This is a genomic window from Pseudomonas sp. UMAB-40 (assembly GCF_900095275.1).
GTDB classification, from domain to species: Bacteria; Pseudomonadota; Gammaproteobacteria; order Pseudomonadales; family Pseudomonadaceae; genus Aquipseudomonas; species Aquipseudomonas mandelii_B.
On record NZ_LT607564.1, the window covers coordinates 1 to 20,126 of the forward strand.

The 20,126-nt window shown below is 53.3% G+C and carries 22 protein-coding genes; 19 read left to right on the top strand and 3 right to left on the bottom strand.

All coding sequences use genetic code 11. The features are described 5' to 3' along the window. Window positions 1-476: 476 nt before the first annotated feature. The 10 genes from K0F88_RS19460 (at window position 477) to K0F88_RS19505 (ending at window position 8,848) form a co-directional block, all read left to right on the top strand. Entirely contained in the window at window positions 477-1,031 is a 555-nt protein-coding gene (locus tag K0F88_RS19460; protein WP_219096124.1) for a hypothetical protein, read from the top strand. A gap of 128 nt (window positions 1,032-1,159) precedes the next feature. Next, on the top strand, window positions 1,160-1,360 hold the full coding sequence (locus K0F88_RS19465) for a helix-turn-helix transcriptional regulator (RefSeq protein ID WP_219096126.1): 201 nt from the start codon (window positions 1,160-1,162) through the stop codon (window positions 1,358-1,360). A gap of 87 nt (window positions 1,361-1,447) precedes the next feature. Then, complete coding sequence (locus tag K0F88_RS19470; protein WP_219096127.1) at window positions 1,448-1,951, top strand: hypothetical protein; 504 nt, start codon at window positions 1,448-1,450, stop codon at window positions 1,949-1,951. A gap of 348 nt (window positions 1,952-2,299) precedes the next feature. Next, the gene (locus K0F88_RS19475) at window positions 2,300-3,070 is read left to right on the top strand and encodes a hypothetical protein (RefSeq protein ID WP_257605300.1); all 771 of its coding nucleotides are present in this window, start codon (window positions 2,300-2,302) and stop codon (window positions 3,068-3,070) included. Between the two features lie 226 nt (window positions 3,071-3,296). Continuing rightward, window positions 3,297-4,043, top strand: a complete 747-nt coding sequence (locus tag K0F88_RS19480) for an HNH endonuclease (protein ID WP_257605301.1) — start codon at window positions 3,297-3,299, stop codon at window positions 4,041-4,043. Between the two features lie 92 nt (window positions 4,044-4,135). Continuing rightward, on the top strand, window positions 4,136-4,357 hold the full coding sequence (locus K0F88_RS19485) for a hypothetical protein (protein ID WP_219096128.1): 222 nt from the start codon (window positions 4,136-4,138) through the stop codon (window positions 4,355-4,357). 154 nt (window positions 4,358-4,511) lie between these two features. Continuing rightward, window positions 4,512-6,236, top strand: coding sequence for a hypothetical protein (locus K0F88_RS19490; RefSeq protein ID WP_219096130.1), 1,725 nt, complete (start codon window positions 4,512-4,514; stop codon window positions 6,234-6,236). After that, on the top strand, window positions 6,187-7,542 hold the full coding sequence (locus K0F88_RS19495) for a hypothetical protein (protein WP_219096131.1): 1,356 nt from the start codon (window positions 6,187-6,189) through the stop codon (window positions 7,540-7,542). Before K0F88_RS19490 ends, K0F88_RS19495 begins: the two co-directional genes overlap by 50 nt. 179 nt (window positions 7,543-7,721) lie before the next feature. Beyond that, on the top strand, window positions 7,722-7,949 hold the full coding sequence (locus K0F88_RS19500) for a transcriptional regulator KorA (RefSeq protein ID WP_257605302.1): 228 nt from the start codon (window positions 7,722-7,724) through the stop codon (window positions 7,947-7,949). Window positions 7,950-8,314: 365 nt separating this feature from the next. Then, window positions 8,315-8,848, top strand: a complete 534-nt coding sequence (locus K0F88_RS19505) for a hypothetical protein (protein ID WP_219096132.1) — start codon at window positions 8,315-8,317, stop codon at window positions 8,846-8,848. Window positions 8,849-8,865: 17 nt separating this feature from the next. Here the strand turns inward: K0F88_RS19505 and K0F88_RS19510 are convergent, their stop codons facing one another. Next, entirely contained in the window at window positions 8,866-10,218 is a 1,353-nt protein-coding gene (locus tag K0F88_RS19510; RefSeq protein WP_219096133.1) for a toprim domain-containing protein, read from the bottom strand. 314 nt (window positions 10,219-10,532) lie between these two features. Here K0F88_RS19510 and K0F88_RS19515 point away from each other — a divergent pair, with 314 nt between their 5' ends. From K0F88_RS19515 to K0F88_RS19535, 5 genes are all read left to right on the top strand, one after another. Further along, the gene (locus K0F88_RS19515; protein WP_219096134.1) at window positions 10,533-10,988 is read left to right on the top strand and encodes a hypothetical protein; all 456 of its coding nucleotides are present in this window, start codon (window positions 10,533-10,535) and stop codon (window positions 10,986-10,988) included. 27 nt (window positions 10,989-11,015) lie between these two features. Then, window positions 11,016-11,213: a hypothetical protein gene (locus K0F88_RS19520; protein ID WP_219096135.1), complete on the top strand. Its 198-nt coding sequence runs from the start codon at window positions 11,016-11,018 to the stop codon at window positions 11,211-11,213. Between the two features lie 23 nt (window positions 11,214-11,236). Continuing rightward, window positions 11,237-11,446: a type II toxin-antitoxin system HicB family antitoxin gene (locus K0F88_RS19525; RefSeq protein ID WP_219096136.1), complete on the top strand. Its 210-nt coding sequence runs from the start codon at window positions 11,237-11,239 to the stop codon at window positions 11,444-11,446. A 178-nt stretch (window positions 11,447-11,624) separates the two neighbouring features. Beyond that, a complete protein-coding gene (locus tag K0F88_RS19530) occupies window positions 11,625-11,975 on the top strand; it encodes a helix-turn-helix domain-containing protein (protein ID WP_257605303.1) in 351 nt (116 codons plus the stop codon). After that, window positions 11,950-13,212: a type II toxin-antitoxin system HipA family toxin gene (locus tag K0F88_RS19535; protein WP_219096138.1), complete on the top strand. Its 1,263-nt coding sequence runs from the start codon at window positions 11,950-11,952 to the stop codon at window positions 13,210-13,212. The genes K0F88_RS19530 and K0F88_RS19535 overlap by 26 nt, the downstream gene beginning before the upstream one ends. A gap of 124 nt (window positions 13,213-13,336) precedes the next feature. Here K0F88_RS19535 and csrA read toward each other — a convergent pair whose 3' ends face one another. After that, on the bottom strand, window positions 13,337-13,522 hold the full coding sequence (gene csrA / locus K0F88_RS19540) for a carbon storage regulator CsrA (protein WP_219096140.1): 186 nt from the start codon (window positions 13,520-13,522) through the stop codon (window positions 13,337-13,339). Window positions 13,523-14,910: 1,388 nt separating this feature from the next. On the opposite strand from csrA, the gene K0F88_RS19545 reads away from it, so the two are divergent. The 3 genes from K0F88_RS19545 to K0F88_RS19555 all read left to right on the top strand — a co-directional run bounded on the left by K0F88_RS19545 (window position 14,911) and on the right by K0F88_RS19555 (window position 18,101). After that, complete coding sequence (locus K0F88_RS19545; RefSeq protein WP_219096142.1) at window positions 14,911-15,885, top strand: tyrosine-type recombinase/integrase; 975 nt, start codon at window positions 14,911-14,913, stop codon at window positions 15,883-15,885. A 186-nt stretch (window positions 15,886-16,071) separates the two neighbouring features. Then, window positions 16,072-17,355: a hypothetical protein gene (locus K0F88_RS19550; protein WP_219096143.1), complete on the top strand. Its 1,284-nt coding sequence runs from the start codon at window positions 16,072-16,074 to the stop codon at window positions 17,353-17,355. 179 nt (window positions 17,356-17,534) lie between these two features. Next, complete coding sequence (locus tag K0F88_RS19555) at window positions 17,535-18,101, top strand: hypothetical protein (protein ID WP_219096144.1); 567 nt, start codon at window positions 17,535-17,537, stop codon at window positions 18,099-18,101. On the opposite strand, the gene K0F88_RS19560 is transcribed toward K0F88_RS19555, so the two are convergent. After that, complete coding sequence (locus K0F88_RS19560; protein ID WP_219096145.1) at window positions 18,092-19,468, bottom strand: hypothetical protein; 1,377 nt, start codon at window positions 19,466-19,468, stop codon at window positions 18,092-18,094. The two genes, K0F88_RS19555 and K0F88_RS19560, sit on opposite strands and share 10 nt — an antisense overlap. Window positions 19,469-19,709: 241 nt before the next feature. Between K0F88_RS19560 and K0F88_RS19565 the strand changes: the two genes are divergently transcribed. Continuing rightward, window positions 19,710-20,081 carry a hypothetical protein gene (locus K0F88_RS19565; protein ID WP_219096146.1) on the top strand — a complete coding sequence of 124 codons (372 nt, stop codon included), beginning with the start codon at window positions 19,710-19,712 and terminating at the stop codon, window positions 20,079-20,081. Window positions 20,082-20,126 lie beyond the last annotated feature (45 nt).

The window sequence follows — 20,126 nt, forward strand, 5'->3', positions numbered from 1 at the left end:
CGCCTGACCCGCCATTGGTAGGGCGATTTTCGGGATGCTATCGGTCAGTTTTGCGAGCAGCGTTGCATTCATGGCGTTCTACTGTATTTATGTACAGTTATAGCTTAACCCGGTAAATGGGGCAGTAAAAGCCAGAAAAGCTCGGCGGTAGGGCGAAGCTGATCGACGCCGACCACGAATCGCCGGTCCACCCGACCAAATAGCCAATATCCAGCTGCTCAGGATGCCTTATATGGTTAAACCCCAAGACAACTATTTATTGCTTAATAGTTGTCCTATGGTTTAATCACGTCCATCGCTAAACCTTTTGTATGTGACGCATCAAAAGGCCGAAATCGGCTTGCGTTGGCAGCAAGCACAAAAGTGCTCAGCCCCCCTGCGGGGGTTGTGGGGGAACAGCAGGATGCGCGAATTGCGCCCGATCCGAACGATAGCTGCTCAAGAATTGAACGTTGTACAGCTGGAAGCACTGAAAAATGAACAACGCTGCAAGGCATATCGCACAAACCACCCGAGAAGCGAAGAGGGCAGAGCTTGGACTGCGCCCTCAGTCCAACTCACGAACGGCGGATAAGTTCGTTCTCCGTGCAAGAGGGGATGTCATGGGCGCCATGTCAGCGCTAGGGGATCTGCATCGTAGGAGCGCAAACGCTGAAATCACGGCAGCAATCGTAGAGTCGTTGGGGGATCGAAAGAGGGCATCGGCTATCCGAAGGTCATTTGTTCGCCAGCTCGGCCTGATTGAGTCCGCCGTCGTCCTCAGCAAGGTGGCTGTTTTTGCGGTGGAGGTCCATACCCCTGAACGGCGTGATGCAATCCGGCTTCCGGATGGCGTGCGTGCGAGTGTCACGGAAGCTGCGGACCTGGCGAGCGCGGAAAGTGGAGTTCTGATTACCATGAACGACTGGATACTCGACGCGGTGCTGTGGTGGATAAACAATCAGCGCGAATGCACCGCGCTGCTGGATGCCATCGTGGCAAAGGACGATGTGCAAGAGGGGCATTGCAGCGGAGACACGTTACCCGGCTGACTTGGATCAGCGCGAACTGGGCACTCGTTTGCTCTCCGTTGATCTGCTCCAGGCAGATGGAATCCGTTGTAGGTGCCGATGGCGATTGATGGGATTGATGTCACCATTTCAGTATGAAGGAATTAGGTATGTCGGAAGCTCGCTTAACAGCGCTGGAATTTAAGGAATTGATGAAGGCCCAAGGTTGGTCAGGGCGCGCCCTGGCCGAGCGCTGGAAAAAAACGCCGCCTTGGATCAGCAAGATTGTTAATGATGAAGATCGCGAGCCTCACTGGGATGACGCAGTAAAGGGCCTTCCAAAGTGCAAGGCCAAAAAAACAAAGAAATAGATTGTCGCACACGACAACAATTAGTTGCATAAAGGTTGTCGTATGGATTAACCTTTTCCTCGTTGAATCACCTTCGAGGAAATAGAAATGGCCCCGCACGAACTCGCTTTGGCAGACTTCCAAAATCAGGCAACTGTAGAAGCGCTGGTAAATCACGGCCGTAAATGGATTGTTACCTTCGGTCCTGACTTTCATTCCTTCTCTGATGCGGAGTCTGCTGACGCGGCGCTGGTCGACGTTCATCATGCAGCGTGCAACAACGCGATCTATTTCAATGGCCCTGATGCGCCGGACTTCGGCGCTCTGCCTTCGATGCCGACGACGCGGGTTCTGAAGGATCACCCCGATCTTTTCGTGCAGGCGGCAACCTTTCAGGTTTCTTGCGCCAACGGCTCTGTGTTGAAGGTCGTCGGATTGGAAAACGCTTTTCGCGCTGCTCGCCAGCACATGTATTTCACAGAGAGAGAATGGGCTGAGGCTCGGAAGACGATTCTGGGCGGTGCCAAAGGCTGTCTGATTGCATACGGGTTTGCGCAGACCGGTATCGACCTTGTACAGGCCGACGATGGTGAATCGGTGGTGACGCCATGAAGGCCCGGCAAATGGCCAAAGCGCAGCGGGTTGCCGACCGCGCTCACCACCTCAAGCGAGTTGAGTGGCTAGAGGGTCAATCACCAGTTTGGTCTTGCGGCACCAGCGTGAAGCCTTCGGACCGCCAGGGCATGGTGCGGCAGAGCAAAAGTTACTTGGCGGATCCGGCCGGCAGTTTCAATCACTGCCAATGCGAACCTCGCTGCGCTTAGGGCTGAACTGGTAACACCTGCGCGCCATCCGGCGTGCAGCAGGAGAATGCGGCGTCGCCGCGAACCCACCGTCAACCTGCATTCGCAGCTGGCGCTCAAACACCAACCGGCTTGCGGCCGGAGAAGGATCTTTTCGATGAATCCATGGACGCTTGCCTATCATTCAGGCATGAGCGCTAAGAGTGACCTGCGCGCGGCAGTTGACGTTGGAGTACCTGTAGGTGTTGTGGCAACGCTCTTGGACGTGAACAAAACAATCTTGGTACTGCCACGGCACTTGGATCGCGGAGGCAGCGTATTCATTGACTCGGGCGCGTTTACGGCCTTTCAGAAAGGGGAGCCCGTGGATTGGCCAAAGGTGTTTCGCGCCTACGAGAGCGTTATCACCATGACGGACCGGCCTGAGGGGTTGTCCATTGTCGCGCCCGATGTAATCGGTGACCAGGTGAAGACGCTGGCGCTTTGGGAGGAGCACGCGAAACGGGTTTTCTCGTGGATCGATGCCGGCGCTCGTGTGATCGTCCCACTTCAATGTGGCCAGCTGACCGCTGGGGAAATGTTGGCTGAAGCGAAGCGGATCTTTGGTACGGGCAAGTTGTGTGCGGGCATCCCTTCAAATTTGGCCGCGATGCCGGCCGAGGATTGCGCCACCCTTCGCCATGATGACTTTCACATCCTCGGGCGTGTGGTCATGACAGAGGAGTTGCAGCAGAAGCTGGCCGCGCTTCGTGAAAACAATAGTGAGGCCAACTTTACAGCTGACGCGAACTGGCTGCGTTCCCGCACGCACAAAATCAGTCGTGCCGTGGAGCCGCGCCTGCCAAACCCAATCGGTTTTCCGCAGGATTCACCGCGCACCCTTGCCGTGAAGAAGATCCTCATCAGTGAAGCCTACCAGTATGGCTGAGGACGGCGAGGCGGCGGCCAGCTGGGCAATCCCAATTTTTTTGCAAAAAAAACCCGGCGCCTGAGCGCCGGGTTTTAAAATGCCAGGGAGGAGCTTAATCTCTTCTGGCGGCCGCGACTCTACTTTAGCGCCGACATTCTTCCAAGTGGTCCACTCACATTTTTTACCGGCAGTCTCAACGTAGGCTGGCGGCATCCTTGATTGATCGACAAAAAGGACTCATCGGATGGCTGGCGCCGAAGTGGATATGGCAATGACGAGGGCTGCACTTGCAGCATCTCAAGGGATCGAGCAGGGCCGATTCATTCGGGCGGTGGGGCATGAGACGCTCATGCAGCAACATCAGTTCACGTCATACACCGCCAATGCATATCTGAACTGCTACGCGTGTATGCGCTCTGGGCGGCGCTGGACGGCCACGGTGAGCGATCAGGGCGTCAACATGATGTTGACGAGTATCTTCGCCAGCTTCGGCGCGCAAGGGCTGTATTCGGCGCTGAGGGCGCTTGAAGCTCACATCTTCTACTTTGAAAATAGAACCGGCCACAATTGCGTCGGGTTGAGAGCGACCTTTGCTCGCTTCACACAACTGCTGACCGCTGAACCGGCCGCGCTTGTGCCGGTTGAGGACTTTGAGGCGCGAGTCGAGCGGGCGAAGCGTCTGCCGCCTGAGGAGCGTCGTCGGTTAATTGCCGAAGCACCAACTCAGCCTGTGGTCGAGTACCGACTTGTAAAGCAGTTCAATCGCAACCCATACGTTGTGGTCGAGGTGCTGGAACGAGCGCAGGGCGTGTGCGAGGGCTGCAAGCTTGCGGCGCCGTTTACTCGTAAATCCAATGGCACGCCATACCTCGAAGTTCATCACCAGGTTAAGTTGGCGGAGGGTGGTGCCGATACTGTAGAGAACGCATTCGCTCTATGTCCCAACTGTCACCGTGAGCGCCACCATGGAATTAGCGATTTGGTGGTTTGAGCTGTGATGGCCACGGCAGTTAGACTACGCCAGCTTGGGCCAGGATCTTCTGCCCAAAACGCTCAGCCAAACAACCCATAACGGAATATATCGTGATCAGTCGTAAGCCTCGCTCCGAAATCGCAAAAGATGCACTCGCCGAGCTTGATGCAAAAATCAAAGTCGCCCGCGAAACTGGCAAGCAAGAAGATGCCATTCTTGCGAAAGGCATTCTGCTTGGCCTGGACTATGCCCGTCTCTTTCACGGCGCTGAAGGCGATGCGTCCAAGCGCAAACTGAAAGCCTCTATCGAGGAGCTGATCCCTTCCGCGTGATGCCTCTGTGCGGGGTCTTCATTGAGATATGCAAATATAATTAATTGTTTGCTTGCGAATTAGCCTCTAGAGGCTTATTTTGATTGTGCGGTCACGTGGCAACAATCGTGAGCGCCTACGAATCGAAATGCACTCATATGGATCTGACCCCTTCATGGCAAATGAACTCATTCCTTCCTCGACGACCTTCGAAGACGAAGTTCGCCCAAGCAAGTTTGATGCGAATCTGGAGCCACTGAAGGCGGGCCAGTTCTGGAAAACTTCAAGCGCCATACCTGAGAAAGTCAACGTCACCCAGGTGAAGCATCACAAATGGGACGATAACGAAGCAGACACTTTTTACGAGCGGCGCGAGGTGCTGCGCAAAGGCGTAGACGCGGGTGTTGTCTTGCTCGTGAAAAACCTTCGGCATGATGACGTCGGGCTGCACACCGTAATCATGGCTGCGCATCCGCTTTGGGATTCACAGAGCGACATCAGATTTCTCGCTGCTGAGTTCTACGAGTTATTTGAGCGATGCTTTGACGCTGAGGCTGTCCGCCTGAAAGAGCGCCAAGTCCTTGAGCTGGAGCTTGGACGCCTACAGCAAGAAATTATTGCCGGTCCGCCACCAAGTGAAATTCCAGCGTTGCTGGCGCCCCCGACGAATCAGGGGAGCCCGACGGTTGGCGCGATGGTGCAGCATGTAAAATCGCTCGGCGACCTCAAGGTTCAAACACAATCGGTCATCGAAACCGCAAAGCGTCACACCGATTTCATCCAGCTTAAGACCAAGGACATCGCCAAGGCGACAGGCCTTCTTGTGCGCTTCTACGGCGAGCACGCCAGCGCCAGCCTGGCGTCAGTCAGCGACGTTATGGATTACGCAGAACACCTGAAAAAGGGTGTTGCCTCAATGGGCCTCTACACGGGCGAAGGGGTTGAAATCAACACTTGGGTGCGTGGCGAATCAGCGCCAGCCGACGAGCCGATTTGGTTGTTTCAAGACCTGATGTTCCTTGAGGAAGAGTTCCTGATTCAGCTCAATGATGCGGGAATGGACGTGAATTCTATGCCTGCCTTCATTGCCACTCTGAAGACCGACAAGGCGCTTAGGGACAGGATCCTTCCTTACCCGCGCACCGTTGTGCTGGCGCGGATTCGGCGTCGCGGAGCCGTTTATAACACCGAATCGGGAATGGGTGCTGCTTACGAAAACATGATTGCGAACCAGCCTAACCTGACGTCATTCCTGTTGATTCGCAACGGCGAGAATATCCATCAGGTCTGGTCTGAGCTTGCCACTGACACTGCGTCGCGGCTGTTTCCTAGTAGCGATGACGCGGACAAGATTTTCGCCGGCATCGACGGCAAAGACATCTCTGTCGACGACTTGAAATACACCGATAAGCTCGCCCAACACGACGCCTTTGCGCTCTTCTATAAGCGGTTGCTCATACTGCTATGGGGGCTCAATGACAATCACCAGTTGTTTGGCGAGTTCTATGACCCTGCAACGTCTCGCGGTTTTTTTGATCTGGGATTTCAGACCAAGCATTTCCGATTTGTGCATGAAGACGAGGTAAAGCTCGGCACCCAGCGACCACCCTATGACGTATGGTTCAAGTCGATGAATGCCCATTTGCAGTCGGGCTCGCGTGTCCTTGTGTACCTGCCGGGGAACTGGAACCAGGATCAAGTCGGCGGTGCGTTCACCATGTACGGGCCAGACCGCGATCAGGCCTATGAGCGGTTTACATGGGCAGGCCCGCAATCTCAGCTGCTCATCGCAAAGAGACAAGGTGACCGTTATTACGTTGAGGTGCAGTCAAAGCACGGCGGGCGCAGAGATGAAGCTTTACCTTGGGAGCGGCGGACACAGGCGTCACGCCAACGATGAGCTGGCTTTCACGCACTTGGTGATGGACGCCGTTAAACCGGGTGATATCGCGTTCTATCGAGAGTCGCGGACCAATCGCCGGTTCTACTCCCGTTACATGGAAACGCTATTCGCCATTGGGGATCTTGCACAAGAGCAGTTCGACCTCGAAGCGCCATTCAAATGTGCACTGGTCAATGCAGCGCAACAAGGTCGGCTCAAAATCCCATTGGACGTTTCATTGGATGAAGAGGCGGATAAGGCTATTCGCTTATGGCGGGCATCCCATCGCGGTGAGGTTCCGCCATCGCCAGGTGATGCGGAGTACCCGGTTGTGCTCAAGTCCGCCCTTGCAACGCTCTACCAACTGCTGCGCGCGGGCCACAATCCAATGGATGACATGCCAGCGTTTCTGCTTGCGAACGACCTCACTCCGCTGCGCTTTGTGATGACGGGAAAGGGCAAGTATGGGCTTTACGTCGTCACCCCTGCGGCCGAGCGCGAGGAAAGAATCCACAAGCACGTATGGGTGACGCGCATCACCGTCGAGCGGACAAAATCTGGCCTGAGGGAGGTGAGCCGCAAGCTGATCATCTATCCAAAGGTCACCGCAGAAGAAACAACACTGCATGAGTGGCCCGAGCACCAAGGTAATTGGGCGAAGGAAACAATGGCTGATGATTTGACGCCGGCCGCCATCGACAAGTTGATTGCAGAGGCTGATGTGAATCTTGATCGATTGGATTACTTCAGTGGGGCGTTTGACTGGGACGTTCTTTACCGCAAGTTTGTTCGCTACGTTGCAGATAACTCCCGTGGGAGGGTGGCCTTGCCAGCCATGGTGGCTCAGGTAGGTATCCATTGTCGTGAAGACGAGCTAAGCGCACGTGATTCGAAGAGCGGCGCCACCAAATTCAATAAGCTGGTGGTTCGCCAGGGCGTAGCCGCACTGCTTTTCAAGTTCGGCGACGAACTGCAAAAACAACGATTGAGGCTGTATTTCGGTAGTACCTATGCCAAGCCCGAGGCCGCTCTGGAATGGCTTGAAAAGCTAGGTGATGATCAGCCGGCGCTGGAGGTTTATTACAGCACCAGTGCAGATCAGTTGTTTGAGAAAGCGGGGTATCAAGAGCGCGGCAAGGGTATCCCTCGTAACTGGCAAGAAGTGCTGAGACGGGAAGAGCGCACGAATACTCAGGATTACGTCGGCGGCAAGTATGTATCTCGGCCGTTGAGAAGCTTTTCGGAGGCGGTTCCTTACCTGTCCCAGGTCGCGTTGAACTGGATCAATGACCACGCCACGCAGCCTGACAAAGTGTTCAAGTAGAGGTGCGAAATTGGCGGTTTCAGGCGGCGAGCGCGATGAGTCTGAGCAGGCTGGGAGCCGATCCGCAGCACAAGGGAAAAACTTTGCCCTTTTCAGGAAATTTCTTTCCGGTCCGCACCCGCGCAACTGCGCGGTGACCGGGCAGGGCATGATGGTTGAAGCAGTAACGGAGCAGCGCAGTGCGAATCACAAAATCGATGACTGGCGAACAATACGACGCCTTGGTGAAACTGATGCGTGGCATCCCTGAAAGCAAGGCAAACCAAGCAGCGCGGCGCGTGCTGATCGATGGGATTACCCAGGTCGCAGCAGCGAACGAATTCAACTTGAAGCAGGCGACTGTCAGCCGTGCGGTCAAGCGCTACGCCGAAGCAGATAAGCTCATTCGTGATGTGTACGGCCGCTGAAATTTTGGATGTTGTTGATAACCGCTAGGGGGATTAATGGGGCTGATATTATTGTTTCTTGCAGGTGTCGGCGCGGTCGCGTGGCTGACTGGAACGATCTGGATATTCCCAGGGGCAATCCTGCTCGCTCTGATCTATGTCGTGGTCCTCCAGCGTCGGCGCAGAAAACAGTGCACGGCGAATCTGCGACGCTTGAATCGAGGGAATATCGACCTGCACCCCGGCTGGGTAAAAAAGCCATGGCAGCATGATGAGGGTGAGTGTACGCGTGCAAGAACGCTCCATGAGTCGCAGATCGATGCGTTTTCCAGTAAGTCGTTACCTATACAAAAAGGGGCGCAGCCCCAACCACTAAGAGACTGATCATGGCACCACAGTACCCCGCAAAGCCGGCAGAGAAAATGTCGAACATTTGGATTTACTCCTACAGCCCAGGCATTGGCGTTCGCGCGCAATACCGACTGCCTCAGGCAGTGGTTGATCAGCATAACGACGCTGCGATCAAGGGCGATCAACTTTTGAATGGTGTTCTGACGATCATCAATCAATTCGACATTGTGCCGAGCGGGAAAAAGGCACAAAGCCACGTGGATACGCTGCTGTCAGGTGCGACCATTTTCGCGAGAAGCACGGCGATGTGGGCGGCGAGGCCTCCGCAGGAGTCGGTGGCAAGCATCCATCTGGTGATGGTCGACTGGATTGCAACGCGCGGCGCATCGGTACTGAGACTGTTTGGCGCCAACGGCGATAGCGCACAACCCCTGTTGCCACAAACAGTCGAGCAAGTGGCGACGGCGGGAATGGCGGCGCATGTTCGCAGAAATCCGGATGACGCTCAGGCTGAATGGGCTGCCGGAATGAGCATGGCGTCAGAAGTAGGCCCGCTGACGCGCCACTGAAGGCGCGGCTATGATTCTCAGTTGAGCGTCATTCGAATCGCTTTCTTTGCTGCATCGTTGTATGGATTTTCAGCGATGCGCCCAAGGTTCTCTTCGATAGACGCGCGCGTCATCCAGCTCTTCCAGTTGCCACGTAACTCGGCGACCTCAGTGGGCGCCAGAGCCCCATGAGCCTTCGCAAACTGATAAAGCTTGCCGGATGGCTCGCTTCCATCCAGGTACTGCTTGGCGAGGTCTGTGAGTTCTCCAAGGCCCATTGTCTTCAACTCGATGCCGGCGATTTGGGCCGCGATGCGTTTTTGAAGGTGATGGTCGTGAACAAGCCAGCGAGCGGCGAGCGCGGTGTTGGCGTCCCAATTTATTTTGTTGGTGGCTTCGGCATTTGGAAGCAGCGCGTTCAACTCTTTGGTGGGCAAGCCGGAATACTTTTCAGCGTGGCTGTACAGCTTGGAATAGAGCACGCCGCTTGAACGCGTTAGGTAGTCCTTCAGCTTTTGGAGGTATTCAGCGCGATCCTCAAGACCAGGTGGCGTCCTGTGTCCCTTCGCGCACAGTTGATGGATGTACTCATCAAGTGGAATGGCGCAATCCTTCGCGGCACGGAAGGCTTCGACGCCATGCTCGCGAATCATCGAGTCCGGGTCGTGGCCATCAGGTAGCAACGCTACGCACACCTGCATGCTCGGGTGGTATTGGTCCATGACGACGTTGATTGTCCGGTCAGCTGCTCGCTGGCCAGCGGCGTCGCCGTCCAGGCACACCGTTAGCTTCTTCACCCCCATGTTCAAAATTAGCCGGAACTGATTGCCGGTGAGCGCGGTGCCCATGGGCGCGAGCCCGATAGGGAACTCGTTGGCGGCCATGGTGATAACGTCGATGTAGCCCTCAACGAGCATCGCCTCATCCGCAGCCTTTATTGCCTGCGAGTTTTCGTACATGCCGTAGAGCAGTTCGCCTTTTTTGAAAATGGCAGTCTCTGCCGTGTTGATGTATTTGCCAGAGCCTTCCTTGGGAACGAGCAGCCGGCCGGCGTAGCCGAGAATATCGCCGTCCATGCCCTTGATTGGGAACATGAGTCGACCTTGGAAAAAGTCGCCCATACGCTTGCTGTTAGGCAATGTGAACAAAAGACTGGCTTGCTCGGCGGCAAGCCTCACCCTATGGAAGGTGAAGTGGTCACACAGCCCTTTGAACTGATCAGGTGCGTAGCCGATCTGAAATTTGTATAGCGACTGAGGGGTTAGGCCGCGCTTCTGCACGTACTCCTTGGCCACCGGATCTTCCTTGAGGTGGTTCTGAAAATAGATGCGTGCAACCTGCATTGCAGTTTGCAGAGGGCTGCGTCCGTTGGGTGCGTTTTCGTCGGCCACGTGGGTTTCCCTCAATCTCAGGCGCTGGTCATTATTTGATCATAATCCATGCGGCGCGCTGTATATGGATGTCCTGATTTTAGTCACAGGGTTATCAACAGCTGCCGTGGATAAGTGTTGGGCGTACAAGGTACAATAACACGTTGCGTTAACATTTTTGGCCGTTGATGTTTGCCAGCCACCGTGATGATAAGGTGCGCAAGGAAAGCAGATTCGGAAAGACGGGGAGGGTTATGAGGCGTCCGGTACAACAAGAAAAATGGAGAGCGAGAGCGGCTGTAGCCCGTACAAAGGCCGGCGAACGTGTCCAAGCAATGCATCGCGAATTTTTAGAAAACGGCTATGAAGGCCTGACCGATTACAGTCAGGTTCGCTTCGAAAGCATCAATAATGCGGCCCTCACCGCGCTGGAGGGCTGGCGGAAGGAACCAAATTTCGACTGGTGGGATTCACCCAATACGGTGAAGAGTGATCCCAAGTGCCTCGATTTGTCACTTTGGTTTGCCGATCAACTTTGCGGCCTCTGCTTTGCCGTTCCGAGCGCAGGAAGGACATTGGTGCGTATCAAATTGCTTGAGGGGAATCCCGATGAGGCTCATCCCCTGAAGGGTCAGGTGACGACACTGATGCTGTTGGCAGTTAACCAGTACTGCAAACTTGTTGACGCTTCGGTCATAGTGGTTGATGAGCCGTGGGAAGGGGCAATACCCCATTACCTTGATCTTGGATTCAAATACAATGGCCGCCAACTTGAGATGGTCGTTGATTGAGGCTACGATGGTTTCAGAGGTGAATATATGAGCAAGGTAAAAGCGACACTGCGCGGTAAAACCGGTAAGCACTACGAGCCTTGGGATGGTCGCGTCCTAAAGCTGCATCTTTTCCGAAAGGTTGCAGTCACTAACCGGACCGACACCTTTCTGCTCGAAAGCTTGTTTTCGAAGCGCGAGTCGAAAGAGCCGGTAGGTCCGCTTGCAGGTAAAGCCAGGGCGTAGCCCTGCCTGATCCCGTGTCTTTTATGAAGTACAAAGACTTCACTGCTCGCTATGAGTACAGCCAAGAAGACGGCGTATACGTCGGACATCTGGACGGCATTTCAGAAGTCGTAGGCTTTCATGGCGAATCACTCGTTTCACTAGAGCAGGCGTTTGAAGTCGCCGTCGACGATTACCTTTCCACCTGTGAAAAGCTCGGGCGCTCGCCTCATAAAGCGACGCTCAGCAGCTGACCCTTCGGCCGAGCGCCATTCCATTCTCGGAACTCTTCCAAAACTCTGTCACCTCGCTGACCGTTTCGCGTGCGCGCATATTGTTGCCAGGCGCTGCGTAAAAAATGATTTGTGTGCGAGTGGACTATTATCCGGTGGTGAAATATCATCACTAACAGGGCTTATGTGGTGATAAATCATGCAGAGTGCGCGCAAGGGCTATGTCTCAGCCCGCTCCCAGGAACTGTTGACACAGCTCGGCCAAAACATTGAATTGGCAAGAATACGGCGACGGCTAAAAGCCTCTACGATTTGCAGTCGAGCTGGTATTTCGAATCAAACGTACCAGCGTCTGAAGAAGGGCGAGTCTGGTATTTCGCTTGGCGTACTGATGAACGTCTTGAGCGCACTCGACCTTGAAGAAGCTATGGCTATGATAGCCGCGCCTCACCTTGATGAGGTTGGATTGACGCTTGAGTTGGCTCGCGAGCCGGAACGCGTCCGAACAGAAGGAGAGGGCGGAAATGTCAAACTGGGCTCCGATTGGTAATGCCTTTGTTTTTTCGGCACATGACGTAGGCGATCCTGTTCCCGTTGGCGAGGTCGCCATGGATGGGGGTGGGTTTGTCTTTCGTTATGCGAACAGTTGGCTCGCCCGTCCAAATTCATTTGCAGTCGATCCACTCAACCTGCCGCTGACAACCAGGCAATATTTTTCGCCACGGATGTTCGGCGCACTAGACGATGCAACGCCAGATAACTGGGGGCGGCGAGTTTTGCTCGCGACCCACCGACAGCAACCGCAGAACGATATTGAGTGGTTGTTGGCGTCTCGCGGCGCCGGTGTAGGATGTCTGCTTTTCAGTGCTTCGCGAACAAAATTGCCGACCTTGCACGAGCCGCCGCAGTTCGAAGACCTCGAAAAAATCATGCTTGCGATGGATCAAATTGAAAAAGGTGACGTCGAGCTTCCACCCGAGCTTGCACGCCTGTTCGAGTTTGGCAGCTCAATGGGCGGCGCCAGGCCAAAAGTTACGGTGACCCACGAAGGCAAAGAGTGGATTGCGAAACTCGGCCGAAGCGATGATGTGTTTGATCAGCCTCGTGCAGAATTCGCCAGCCTACAAATGGCGCAAGCGGCTGGGCTACCGGCAGCAGGTCACAAGCTGGTCGAGGTAGCGGGGCGCCCAGTGCTGATGGTTGAACGGTTCGACCGACATGACGGCACCGGAAGGGAGCACTACCTGAGTGCCAACTCCCTGATCAGCGCGGAAAAACCACGCATGCAAGTCGGATCGGTCGAAGGGGCAATGTCCTATTCGCGGATTGCCGACGTGTTGAAGAAAATCAGTGACGACGCAACCTTCGATATGCGCGACCTTTTTCGTAGGATGTGCTTCAACGTACTCATCGGAAATAGCGACGACCACAGTCTCCAATTTGGTTTCTTGATGACGAACACTTCCGCTGCCAGCTACTGTTTGTCGCCAGTGTTCGACGTGTTGCCGCATCCGACTCAGCTCGGATTACAAGCTTTGATCATCGGCAGTGAGGGGCGCCTATCAACCATCAGCAACCTGATGAGTACGCCGGAACGTTTCGGCATCAGTGGAAAGGATGAGGCCCGAACTATCATCGAAGAGGTGTATTCGGTAACGCGTGAGGCGGCCGGTTATTTTGAAGCCGCTGGCGCCAACACGGCGGACACCGCCATGCTCGCCAAAGTCTGCACCAGGTTTGAGGCAGAGTTGCGGCCGCAGGTCTACACAGGTCCGCGACTCGGTTAAGAGCCTATTCCAGTGGCACATGAATTGACGATTTATGTGGTACATGAATTGACGATTTATGTGGTACATGAATTATTTCCGTGCCACACAATTAATTTGTGTGGCACGCTTAAATCACGCTGATCTACCGGGCTTCATCCTCACCCTCGCGCTTGATGCGCTCGTAAATCTCTTCGCGGTGAACTGGCACATCCTTTGGCGCGCTGATGCCGATCCGCACCTGACTACCTTGCGCGCCCAGGACAGTGACGGTGATTTCACCGTCACCGATGATCAGGCTTTCTGTGTTGCGGCGAGTCAAAATCAGCAATGTGCATTTCCTTCGTCTGGATGCTCGCGGCGGCCTTAACCGTGTGTCGGGCAAAGGTCGGCTTCGCCGAGCAAGGAGTAAAATCACCAGCTATGGTGATCGTTGAGTACAGCCAAGCAGTTTGAAGCAGTTCGTAAGTCGCTGGAAGCTGGCCAGCCTCAGCTCATCAAGAGCCGTGTTTTCCTACAGGCCGCCGAGCTGGCCTGCCAGGATTCTCCCAAGGAATTTCTCCTTTTCAGGATTGGCAGCCGATCCTGAAGGCCTCCCCAGCGCGAAATCAGTTAGTCGCTAAAATCATAGTTTAGGCGATTAACTTAGGCCGGCGTCTCTGTTAAGCTTCGCTGACATGGTTTAGTAATATTAAGCCTAGATAGATCTACTAAATCACTATTTAGTAGATTTAATTCCTTTTGGTTATATGCCATTGAGACGTCACGGCGCGGACTCGGCGAGGCCGGACCTGTACCAGGCCGTTTTGCAGCTGGGATGTCGACTAACTCGCGACGAAGACGTTTTAGATTCCCTATGTCATTGATTTTAAACGATTTATTGATTTTGCGCGTTCCTACGTGAAATCTGAGCGATTAGCAGGGTGGTTGGGCAGCAAATTTCACGTAGCGTCATCACTTTGGATTGTACGATCCAAGATGCTTTTGGATTGCGTCTGCACCAGCGCAGGGCCGTGCCGGGAGTGCCCCCTGCGTCTGAGTCAGCGCCGTGGCGGCTGATATGGCGGCTTCGGGGTTTGCTTGTAGCGGTTGTTGGCCGCGCCACTCGCTGGTTTTATAAGTAATTCTGAATTTTTTGGGTTGTTTAATATCTGTTAGTTGGTTTAGGTTGTGCGGTCTTCAATGGGTTAAGCGTAATGGTTCGGGGTTTTGTATTATTATAATTTGCTGTCGGCGTACCAATTGTAGAAAAGCGAACACGGTCAATTGATAGCCAGGTTCTACATTTGATTGCTGCTTTAACGTTATGTGCGCCCTCCCCTATATACTGTCTTCTTATTGTTTAAAAGTTAGTTCTTGATTTTAATTATAATAAGTAAAAATCGTGCAAGGCTTTTTGGATTCATGGTGAGACCCTCTAAAATAGGGGGTTTGCGATGTTTTGGCGCGGTTTTCTCTGTTGATTTATGGGCTGCTTACTTTGCCGTAAAAAATAGTGAACGCCCTTCCCTGCCCTCCTCCGCCAATAGTAAATTATCAGCATAATATTGATCTTTGTTCTCATGATGATTTAACTTTGGAAACTACTATTGCTTAATTATAAATTGAGCTAGGATATTTTAAGCATCGGAAAAGCTTATTTTTCACAGATGGCTAGTTTGTGACTTTAGTTTCTATTGCCAGCTGGCGAGTTTTGACAAAGGTAATAAAGGCACCCATATGAACGATATCGCTCTTATTCCACCATCCGTTCAGTTGGTCGACAGTGTTCTTCTCGCTGATGGATCGACGCGGTACACCGTCGGGCATGCGTTGGAGGCGTTTAAAGCTCGGATGATGCCGTCGAGCTGGATCACCATTGGCTACGCCCTTACCAGGGCTGCAAGTGATTTGGGCTTTTATGATTTCGACCTGAAGGATGTGCCGTGGGACAAAGTCGATTACCCGGTTCTACAGAGGCTGATTGGAATCTGGAAAACCGACATGGCTGGAGCAACACTCAAGTTGCACGTGTACGCAGTGCGTGGCTTGCTGCGCTCATGCTTCACCCATGGCCTGATTTCGCAGCACGCTTACGCCCTGCTCAGCGAGGTCAAAGCTGCCGGTGACACCAACGAAGTTGGGCGCGGCAAGTACGTTGAGGATGTAAACCGACACAAGCTGCTTGAAAGCTGTGAGGTTGATGAGCGGCGGACGCTGGCGGTTCGAGATAAAGCAATCATCGCCTTACTCTTTGGGGCCGGAATCCGCCGCGCGGAAGCTGTCAGCTTGGAGATAGAAAACCTTGACCTCTCTCAAGGCTCGTTCCGAGTGACAGTCAAAGGTGGCCGATTTGTTGAAAAGTACCTCGCTGGCTGGGCGATAAAGCTTTTACAGGAGTGGCTTTGCGTGCTTGCCGAGCAGGGACAGACCACAGGGCCGGTTCTGCGGCGCGTGAGTAATGGCGGCCGAGCGTTGAATGATATGAAGCCAGGCGGGCTCTACAAGGCCTTGGAGCTCCGGTCACTGGTTGCCGGCATTCCTGTGGTCAAGCCGCATGATGCGCGCCGAACAGTGGCCACAAACCTGATCCGCGCGAAGGGAATATCGTTCGCCAAAATTGCTTTGGGGCACAAAAGCATCACGACGACGCAACGCTACGACATGACCGATAGTGATGAAATTCGTGCACATTTCAGGTCTCAAATGGCCTAACCACACGCGTAAAACTCAGAAATACCTAATCCCAACCATCACGCCAAGCCTTTAATTTAAAGGCTTTGCGTAGCTATTGGTTAATTAATTAATAAGTACTGTACTTGGATATTGCAAGAGCCCCGGGATTTCTCTAGAATCAGCTCCAACAGAGGCAATCTCACAAATTACAGCGAGGATGTGACCATGGCCGCCACCACTAAGACTACTGCCGCAAATAAATCCAGTACCGCAGCAAAGCCAGCATCCAAGTCGGCGGCCAAAACCGCATCGGCGCAGGTGGCGGACAAAACCCCATTGGCAAATGCGGTTGCCCCGAGTAAGCCCTCGAAGGCGATCAATACCCTCTCCGCCTACAAGGCGTACACCGACGATGACGTGACTCGTGTAGATGGCTACTCGATGAAATGGGAGGTTATTGAGGAAGAAGAAGGCTTTAACCCGCGCAATTACGACGATCCGGATCTGGTCGCTCATATCCGCAAAATGGCGGATGGCTACAAGCGTGGTGACGTTTTTCCTCATTTGTTTATCGTTATCCGCAACGGCACACCTTATGTGCGTGACGGCCATTGTCGACTCCGTGCCATTAAACTCGCGGTGTCTGAAGGTGCGACAATTGGAAAAGTCCCTGTTGTCGAGGTAAAGGGCGACGAAGTCGCGCAAGCAGATCTGGTGCTGATGTCCCAGGAGGGGCAGAAACTGAAGCCGTTGGAACGGGCGGCCCACTACGTGAAATATCACAACTGGGACTTTAGTGATGCCGAGATTGGCAAGCGCTTCAACAAGACGGGCGAGCATGTGCGTCAGTACCGTTCGATGCTGGAGCTGCCGATTGCCCTGAAAAAGCTGATCACTGATGGCACCATTACGCCAACGCTGGCACTGGATCTGTACAAAGAACACGGCAGTGACTCGGTAGATTTGGTCAAGCAAGCGGCCGAGATTCAGCGGAAGGATTTGGAGGCAGCCACCGACAAAGCGACGACCGCAGGCGTTGCGGCATTGGTGACTGGCGATCTTCTGGATGTGCTGGACGGCAGCGTTGAAACGGTTGTTCACGCTGCTGAGGTTCAAGCCCCAGAATCCGCTGTAGTGGCGTCGGCAACAGACTCGGGCGTGGCACCAGTCACTACTGCGCAGGAATCGGCTAGCACCCCTCCCGAGCCTGCCAAACCAGCCAAGCCGAAAGTAATGAAAAAGCATATCGACCGTCTAGTTGGCGCGGCGCCGAAGCTCAGCAAACAGGTCGTTGCTTCCATGACTCGCAGCTTCACTGGTCTCAGCAGTCGTATCGAGTCGGTACGACTGATCGACGACAAGTTCTTCCTTGAAGTGTCTGCGGAAGATCTGGAATTGCTGAAACAACTGAAGGCGCAGATGACAGAGCCGGCAGAGACACAACAGTCGGATCCGAACCAGTTGGACATTCTCGCGAATGCGCAGGACCAGGAAGACGCTGCGGCGTGAGTAATGCCCAGGCAACACACTCAAGGGGCCTTCGGCCCCTTTTTTGTTTGTAAGTTTGGTGTTTGTTTGGTCTTTGTTAGGGTTTGTTTGGGTGGCGTCGGGTTTATGATCAGTGCCGCTGAATTCACAAGGTCGTTCCGGTCATACTGGATAGGCCACAACGCTGGGAAACTATGGGAATGAATACAGGCGCCGTTGACACCATCGACATGCGTGACCTTTACGGATTCACTGAGGACCAGCTGTATACAGGTTCACATCCTGAAAACCAGGCAATCCGAGGTGCGCCGCATGATAAATGGCCGGCTACGTTCTCCATCGCGTGGGACTATTCGCCGCAGCACTTTCACCGTGCTCTCGATGGTGAAAGTGCCAGTGATTTTTCTGATGATTACAGCCACGTACTGATCGGCGAAGCGAATCTTGCAGAAATTGATGGTGAGTTGCACGGCAGCAGCCGAAGAAAAAAAAGCGAGCTTTGGCTGAACAGCCAAGACAAAGTGGCGCGCTGCATTCTCTACTGGTGCAATGGTCTTCTGATCACCCCGCCCATGCTGGCTGTCAATATGGGAAAGTTAGTGATCGTCGGCGGCAACAATCGCATGGCAGTGTGCCGTGCGGCTGACCTCGCTAGGCTGCCTTTTCTCTTTAGCGCTGAGCACCAGGTAATGCTAGCCGCAAAACTTCCCAGTTTTACCGTTATTCAGGCTGACTGCCAACCGTCTCAAAGAGCTGATCACGAATAACTAATTCTCGCGGGAGGCGAAACTCTCAGAATCTCTCGGACCATGTCCAAAACAACTGAACAGAGCTTTTCAGACTTAAGCTCTGCAACTTTGTCTATCCAAAATGTTAGTGCCGCGAAGCCTGCCTGTCCTATGTTCAGATCTTCGTCGATGCAGAAAAATGCGGACTTGAGTTTAGGCCCGTTGGCTTTTGATTCTGCTTTAATCACAATGAGAAACAGCCCTACCGCGCAACCATCACAGGCAAAAACTCTGTATTTTGAATTGGTGTGAAGACCGCCAACTAACTCAACGATGTACCGACAGTCGCCGCCATGACTTAGATACTCGAAGCTCAGCCTGCTATCATTATAGGTTTTAGGAAAAATTATTAAGGGGAGAGAGTGTATCAAGTTAACAAGATCGGAAACTCTAAACTTAGACAATGCTTCACGGCCTGCCAGAAATGCCTGAAATTGAGTGCTTGGCAGACTAAGTGGTAAGTGATGATCAAGGGGGTAAGGCAAGGCCTGCAATGCGGGCTGCAAGCCATCTAGTTCGGATGCCCAGTAGTGGCTATCACCCCATAGAGGGGCGCTCACGAAGTCGTTTTCATCTTCGGCATCTTCGTCTTCGAAATGATCGTCTTCATAACCCAGAGAAACCCAGTGCACCCATCCCTTATCCAATTCGCCGATAAAAACTTGCCCTTCAGCAAGGGGAGGGACTTTACTGGAAGGTCGTGTCACCCAACCTTCGTTGAATCGATAGAAGTCAGATTGTTCTGGGTGGGAAGGAAGTTCAGGTGTCCTAGCCATATGATGGTAAAAATTTTCCAACTGGCTTTTCGGGCGAGTTGAAGTAATTTGAGTGCAAAACGACTCATGGTCTCTTAAGTTCTCACTAAAGAGTTTGAACATTGATTTAATTGAGTCTGGCTTTGGTTTGTCACGAATGTCGTCCCAGCTGAGTGCAGTATAAGTCTGCTTTTGCGCCTGTGCCTTGCTTGCGCCAAATACCCGGCCACCATTAGTTACCAGGTGTTTGATATGTCCATGCTCATCAACCTGCTTCAGGATGTCGATTAACGGAGCCGCATTTAGCAGTTCCTTATCTATGCACAATTGCTCAGGGATTCCTTTGAGGACGGTGCTATTCGTCCAAGCATCGTGAAAGAACTCCGCGAGCGAGATTCCCTCATCATGTCGGTAATACCTTTGATGATAGAGACCCAAACCCTCAACGTTGAGCGTAAGGACTAGTACGGGGATTAGCCGCTGCCTGATCCCATCTGATGGATGTAACCCTTCATGAAACCAAAAGGCTTCGCAATTCTCGTTCACGTAAAGGAATTTGTGTTGGACGATTGTGAAGTGCTGTATGTGCATTTGGAGGCCTGAAGGTATTAATTTTTAAATGATTGTAAGGCCATACTTCGACCCGGACAAATCACCTATGGCGTTCGCAGCGGAATACGCGTGCTAATCGCTTCCGCTATTTGAGAGTGCGTATGGCCTGCGACGATTGTGGCTATTGCTTCAGAATGGTCACCCTGACCACGCTTTGCGCGATACCTTTTGAGTAGCCCACACATTTGAGCTGCACAACCATTAAAAGGAAATTTACCCAATGAAGTACATCGTAGCGCTCGCCATTTTGGCGGCTACCCAGTTCGCCCATGCCAGCTGTTCGGTGTCGGACATCAAAATAACGGCGATGAAAGCCCAGTTTGTGGATACGTGTGGGGGCACAAAATGCAGTCCTCACATGACTGGCGTCGCCACGCTGGAAAACACTTGCGCAGAGGCCGTCGGAGTGCAAATTCAAATAACCGGCTACGACAAATCCGGTTCACCCGTGTCTACTGACGAGCTTTGGCCGGCTAGTGTTCGTAATATTCCACCCGGCAGCTATACGTTTAACATGAGTCAATATCTTGAATATGACCCGACGATTGTTACCTTCAATATCAAGGCGATTGACGTCAACCGGTGGAAATAGCGAGCGAAAAGGGGCCAACGAAGGCCCCTTTTTTTGCATCTTTTT

Coding starts and splice junctions, on each gene's coding strand:
- K0F88_RS19460 (WP_219096124.1), top strand. CDS start 477: ATGAACAACGCTGCAAGGCATATCGCACAAACCACCCGAGAAGCGAAG.
- K0F88_RS19465 (WP_219096126.1), top strand. CDS start 1,160: ATGTCGGAAGCTCGCTTAACAGCGCTGGAATTTAAGGAATTGATGAAG.
- K0F88_RS19470 (WP_219096127.1), top strand. CDS start 1,448: ATGGCCCCGCACGAACTCGCTTTGGCAGACTTCCAAAATCAGGCAACT.
- K0F88_RS19475 (WP_257605300.1), top strand. CDS start 2,300: ATGAATCCATGGACGCTTGCCTATCATTCAGGCATGAGCGCTAAGAGT.
- K0F88_RS19480 (WP_257605301.1), top strand. CDS start 3,297: ATGGCTGGCGCCGAAGTGGATATGGCAATGACGAGGGCTGCACTTGCA.
- K0F88_RS19490 (WP_219096130.1), top strand. CDS start 4,512: ATGGCAAATGAACTCATTCCTTCCTCGACGACCTTCGAAGACGAAGTT.
- K0F88_RS19495 (WP_219096131.1), top strand. CDS start 6,187: ATGAAGCTTTACCTTGGGAGCGGCGGACACAGGCGTCACGCCAACGAT.
- K0F88_RS19505 (WP_219096132.1), top strand. CDS start 8,315: ATGGCACCACAGTACCCCGCAAAGCCGGCAGAGAAAATGTCGAACATT.
- K0F88_RS19515 (WP_219096134.1), top strand. CDS start 10,533: ATGCATCGCGAATTTTTAGAAAACGGCTATGAAGGCCTGACCGATTAC.
- K0F88_RS19520 (WP_219096135.1), top strand. CDS start 11,016: ATGAGCAAGGTAAAAGCGACACTGCGCGGTAAAACCGGTAAGCACTAC.
- K0F88_RS19525 (WP_219096136.1), top strand. CDS start 11,237: ATGAAGTACAAAGACTTCACTGCTCGCTATGAGTACAGCCAAGAAGAC.
- K0F88_RS19530 (WP_257605303.1), top strand. CDS start 11,625: ATGCAGAGTGCGCGCAAGGGCTATGTCTCAGCCCGCTCCCAGGAACTG.
- K0F88_RS19535 (WP_219096138.1), top strand. CDS start 11,950: ATGTCAAACTGGGCTCCGATTGGTAATGCCTTTGTTTTTTCGGCACAT.
- K0F88_RS19545 (WP_219096142.1), top strand. CDS start 14,911: ATGAACGATATCGCTCTTATTCCACCATCCGTTCAGTTGGTCGACAGT.
- K0F88_RS19550 (WP_219096143.1), top strand. CDS start 16,072: ATGGCCGCCACCACTAAGACTACTGCCGCAAATAAATCCAGTACCGCA.
- K0F88_RS19555 (WP_219096144.1), top strand. CDS start 17,535: ATGAATACAGGCGCCGTTGACACCATCGACATGCGTGACCTTTACGGA.
- K0F88_RS19560 (WP_219096145.1), bottom strand. CDS start 19,468: ATGCACATACAGCACTTCACAATCGTCCAACACAAATTCCTTTACGTG.
- K0F88_RS19565 (WP_219096146.1), top strand. CDS start 19,710: ATGAAGTACATCGTAGCGCTCGCCATTTTGGCGGCTACCCAGTTCGCC.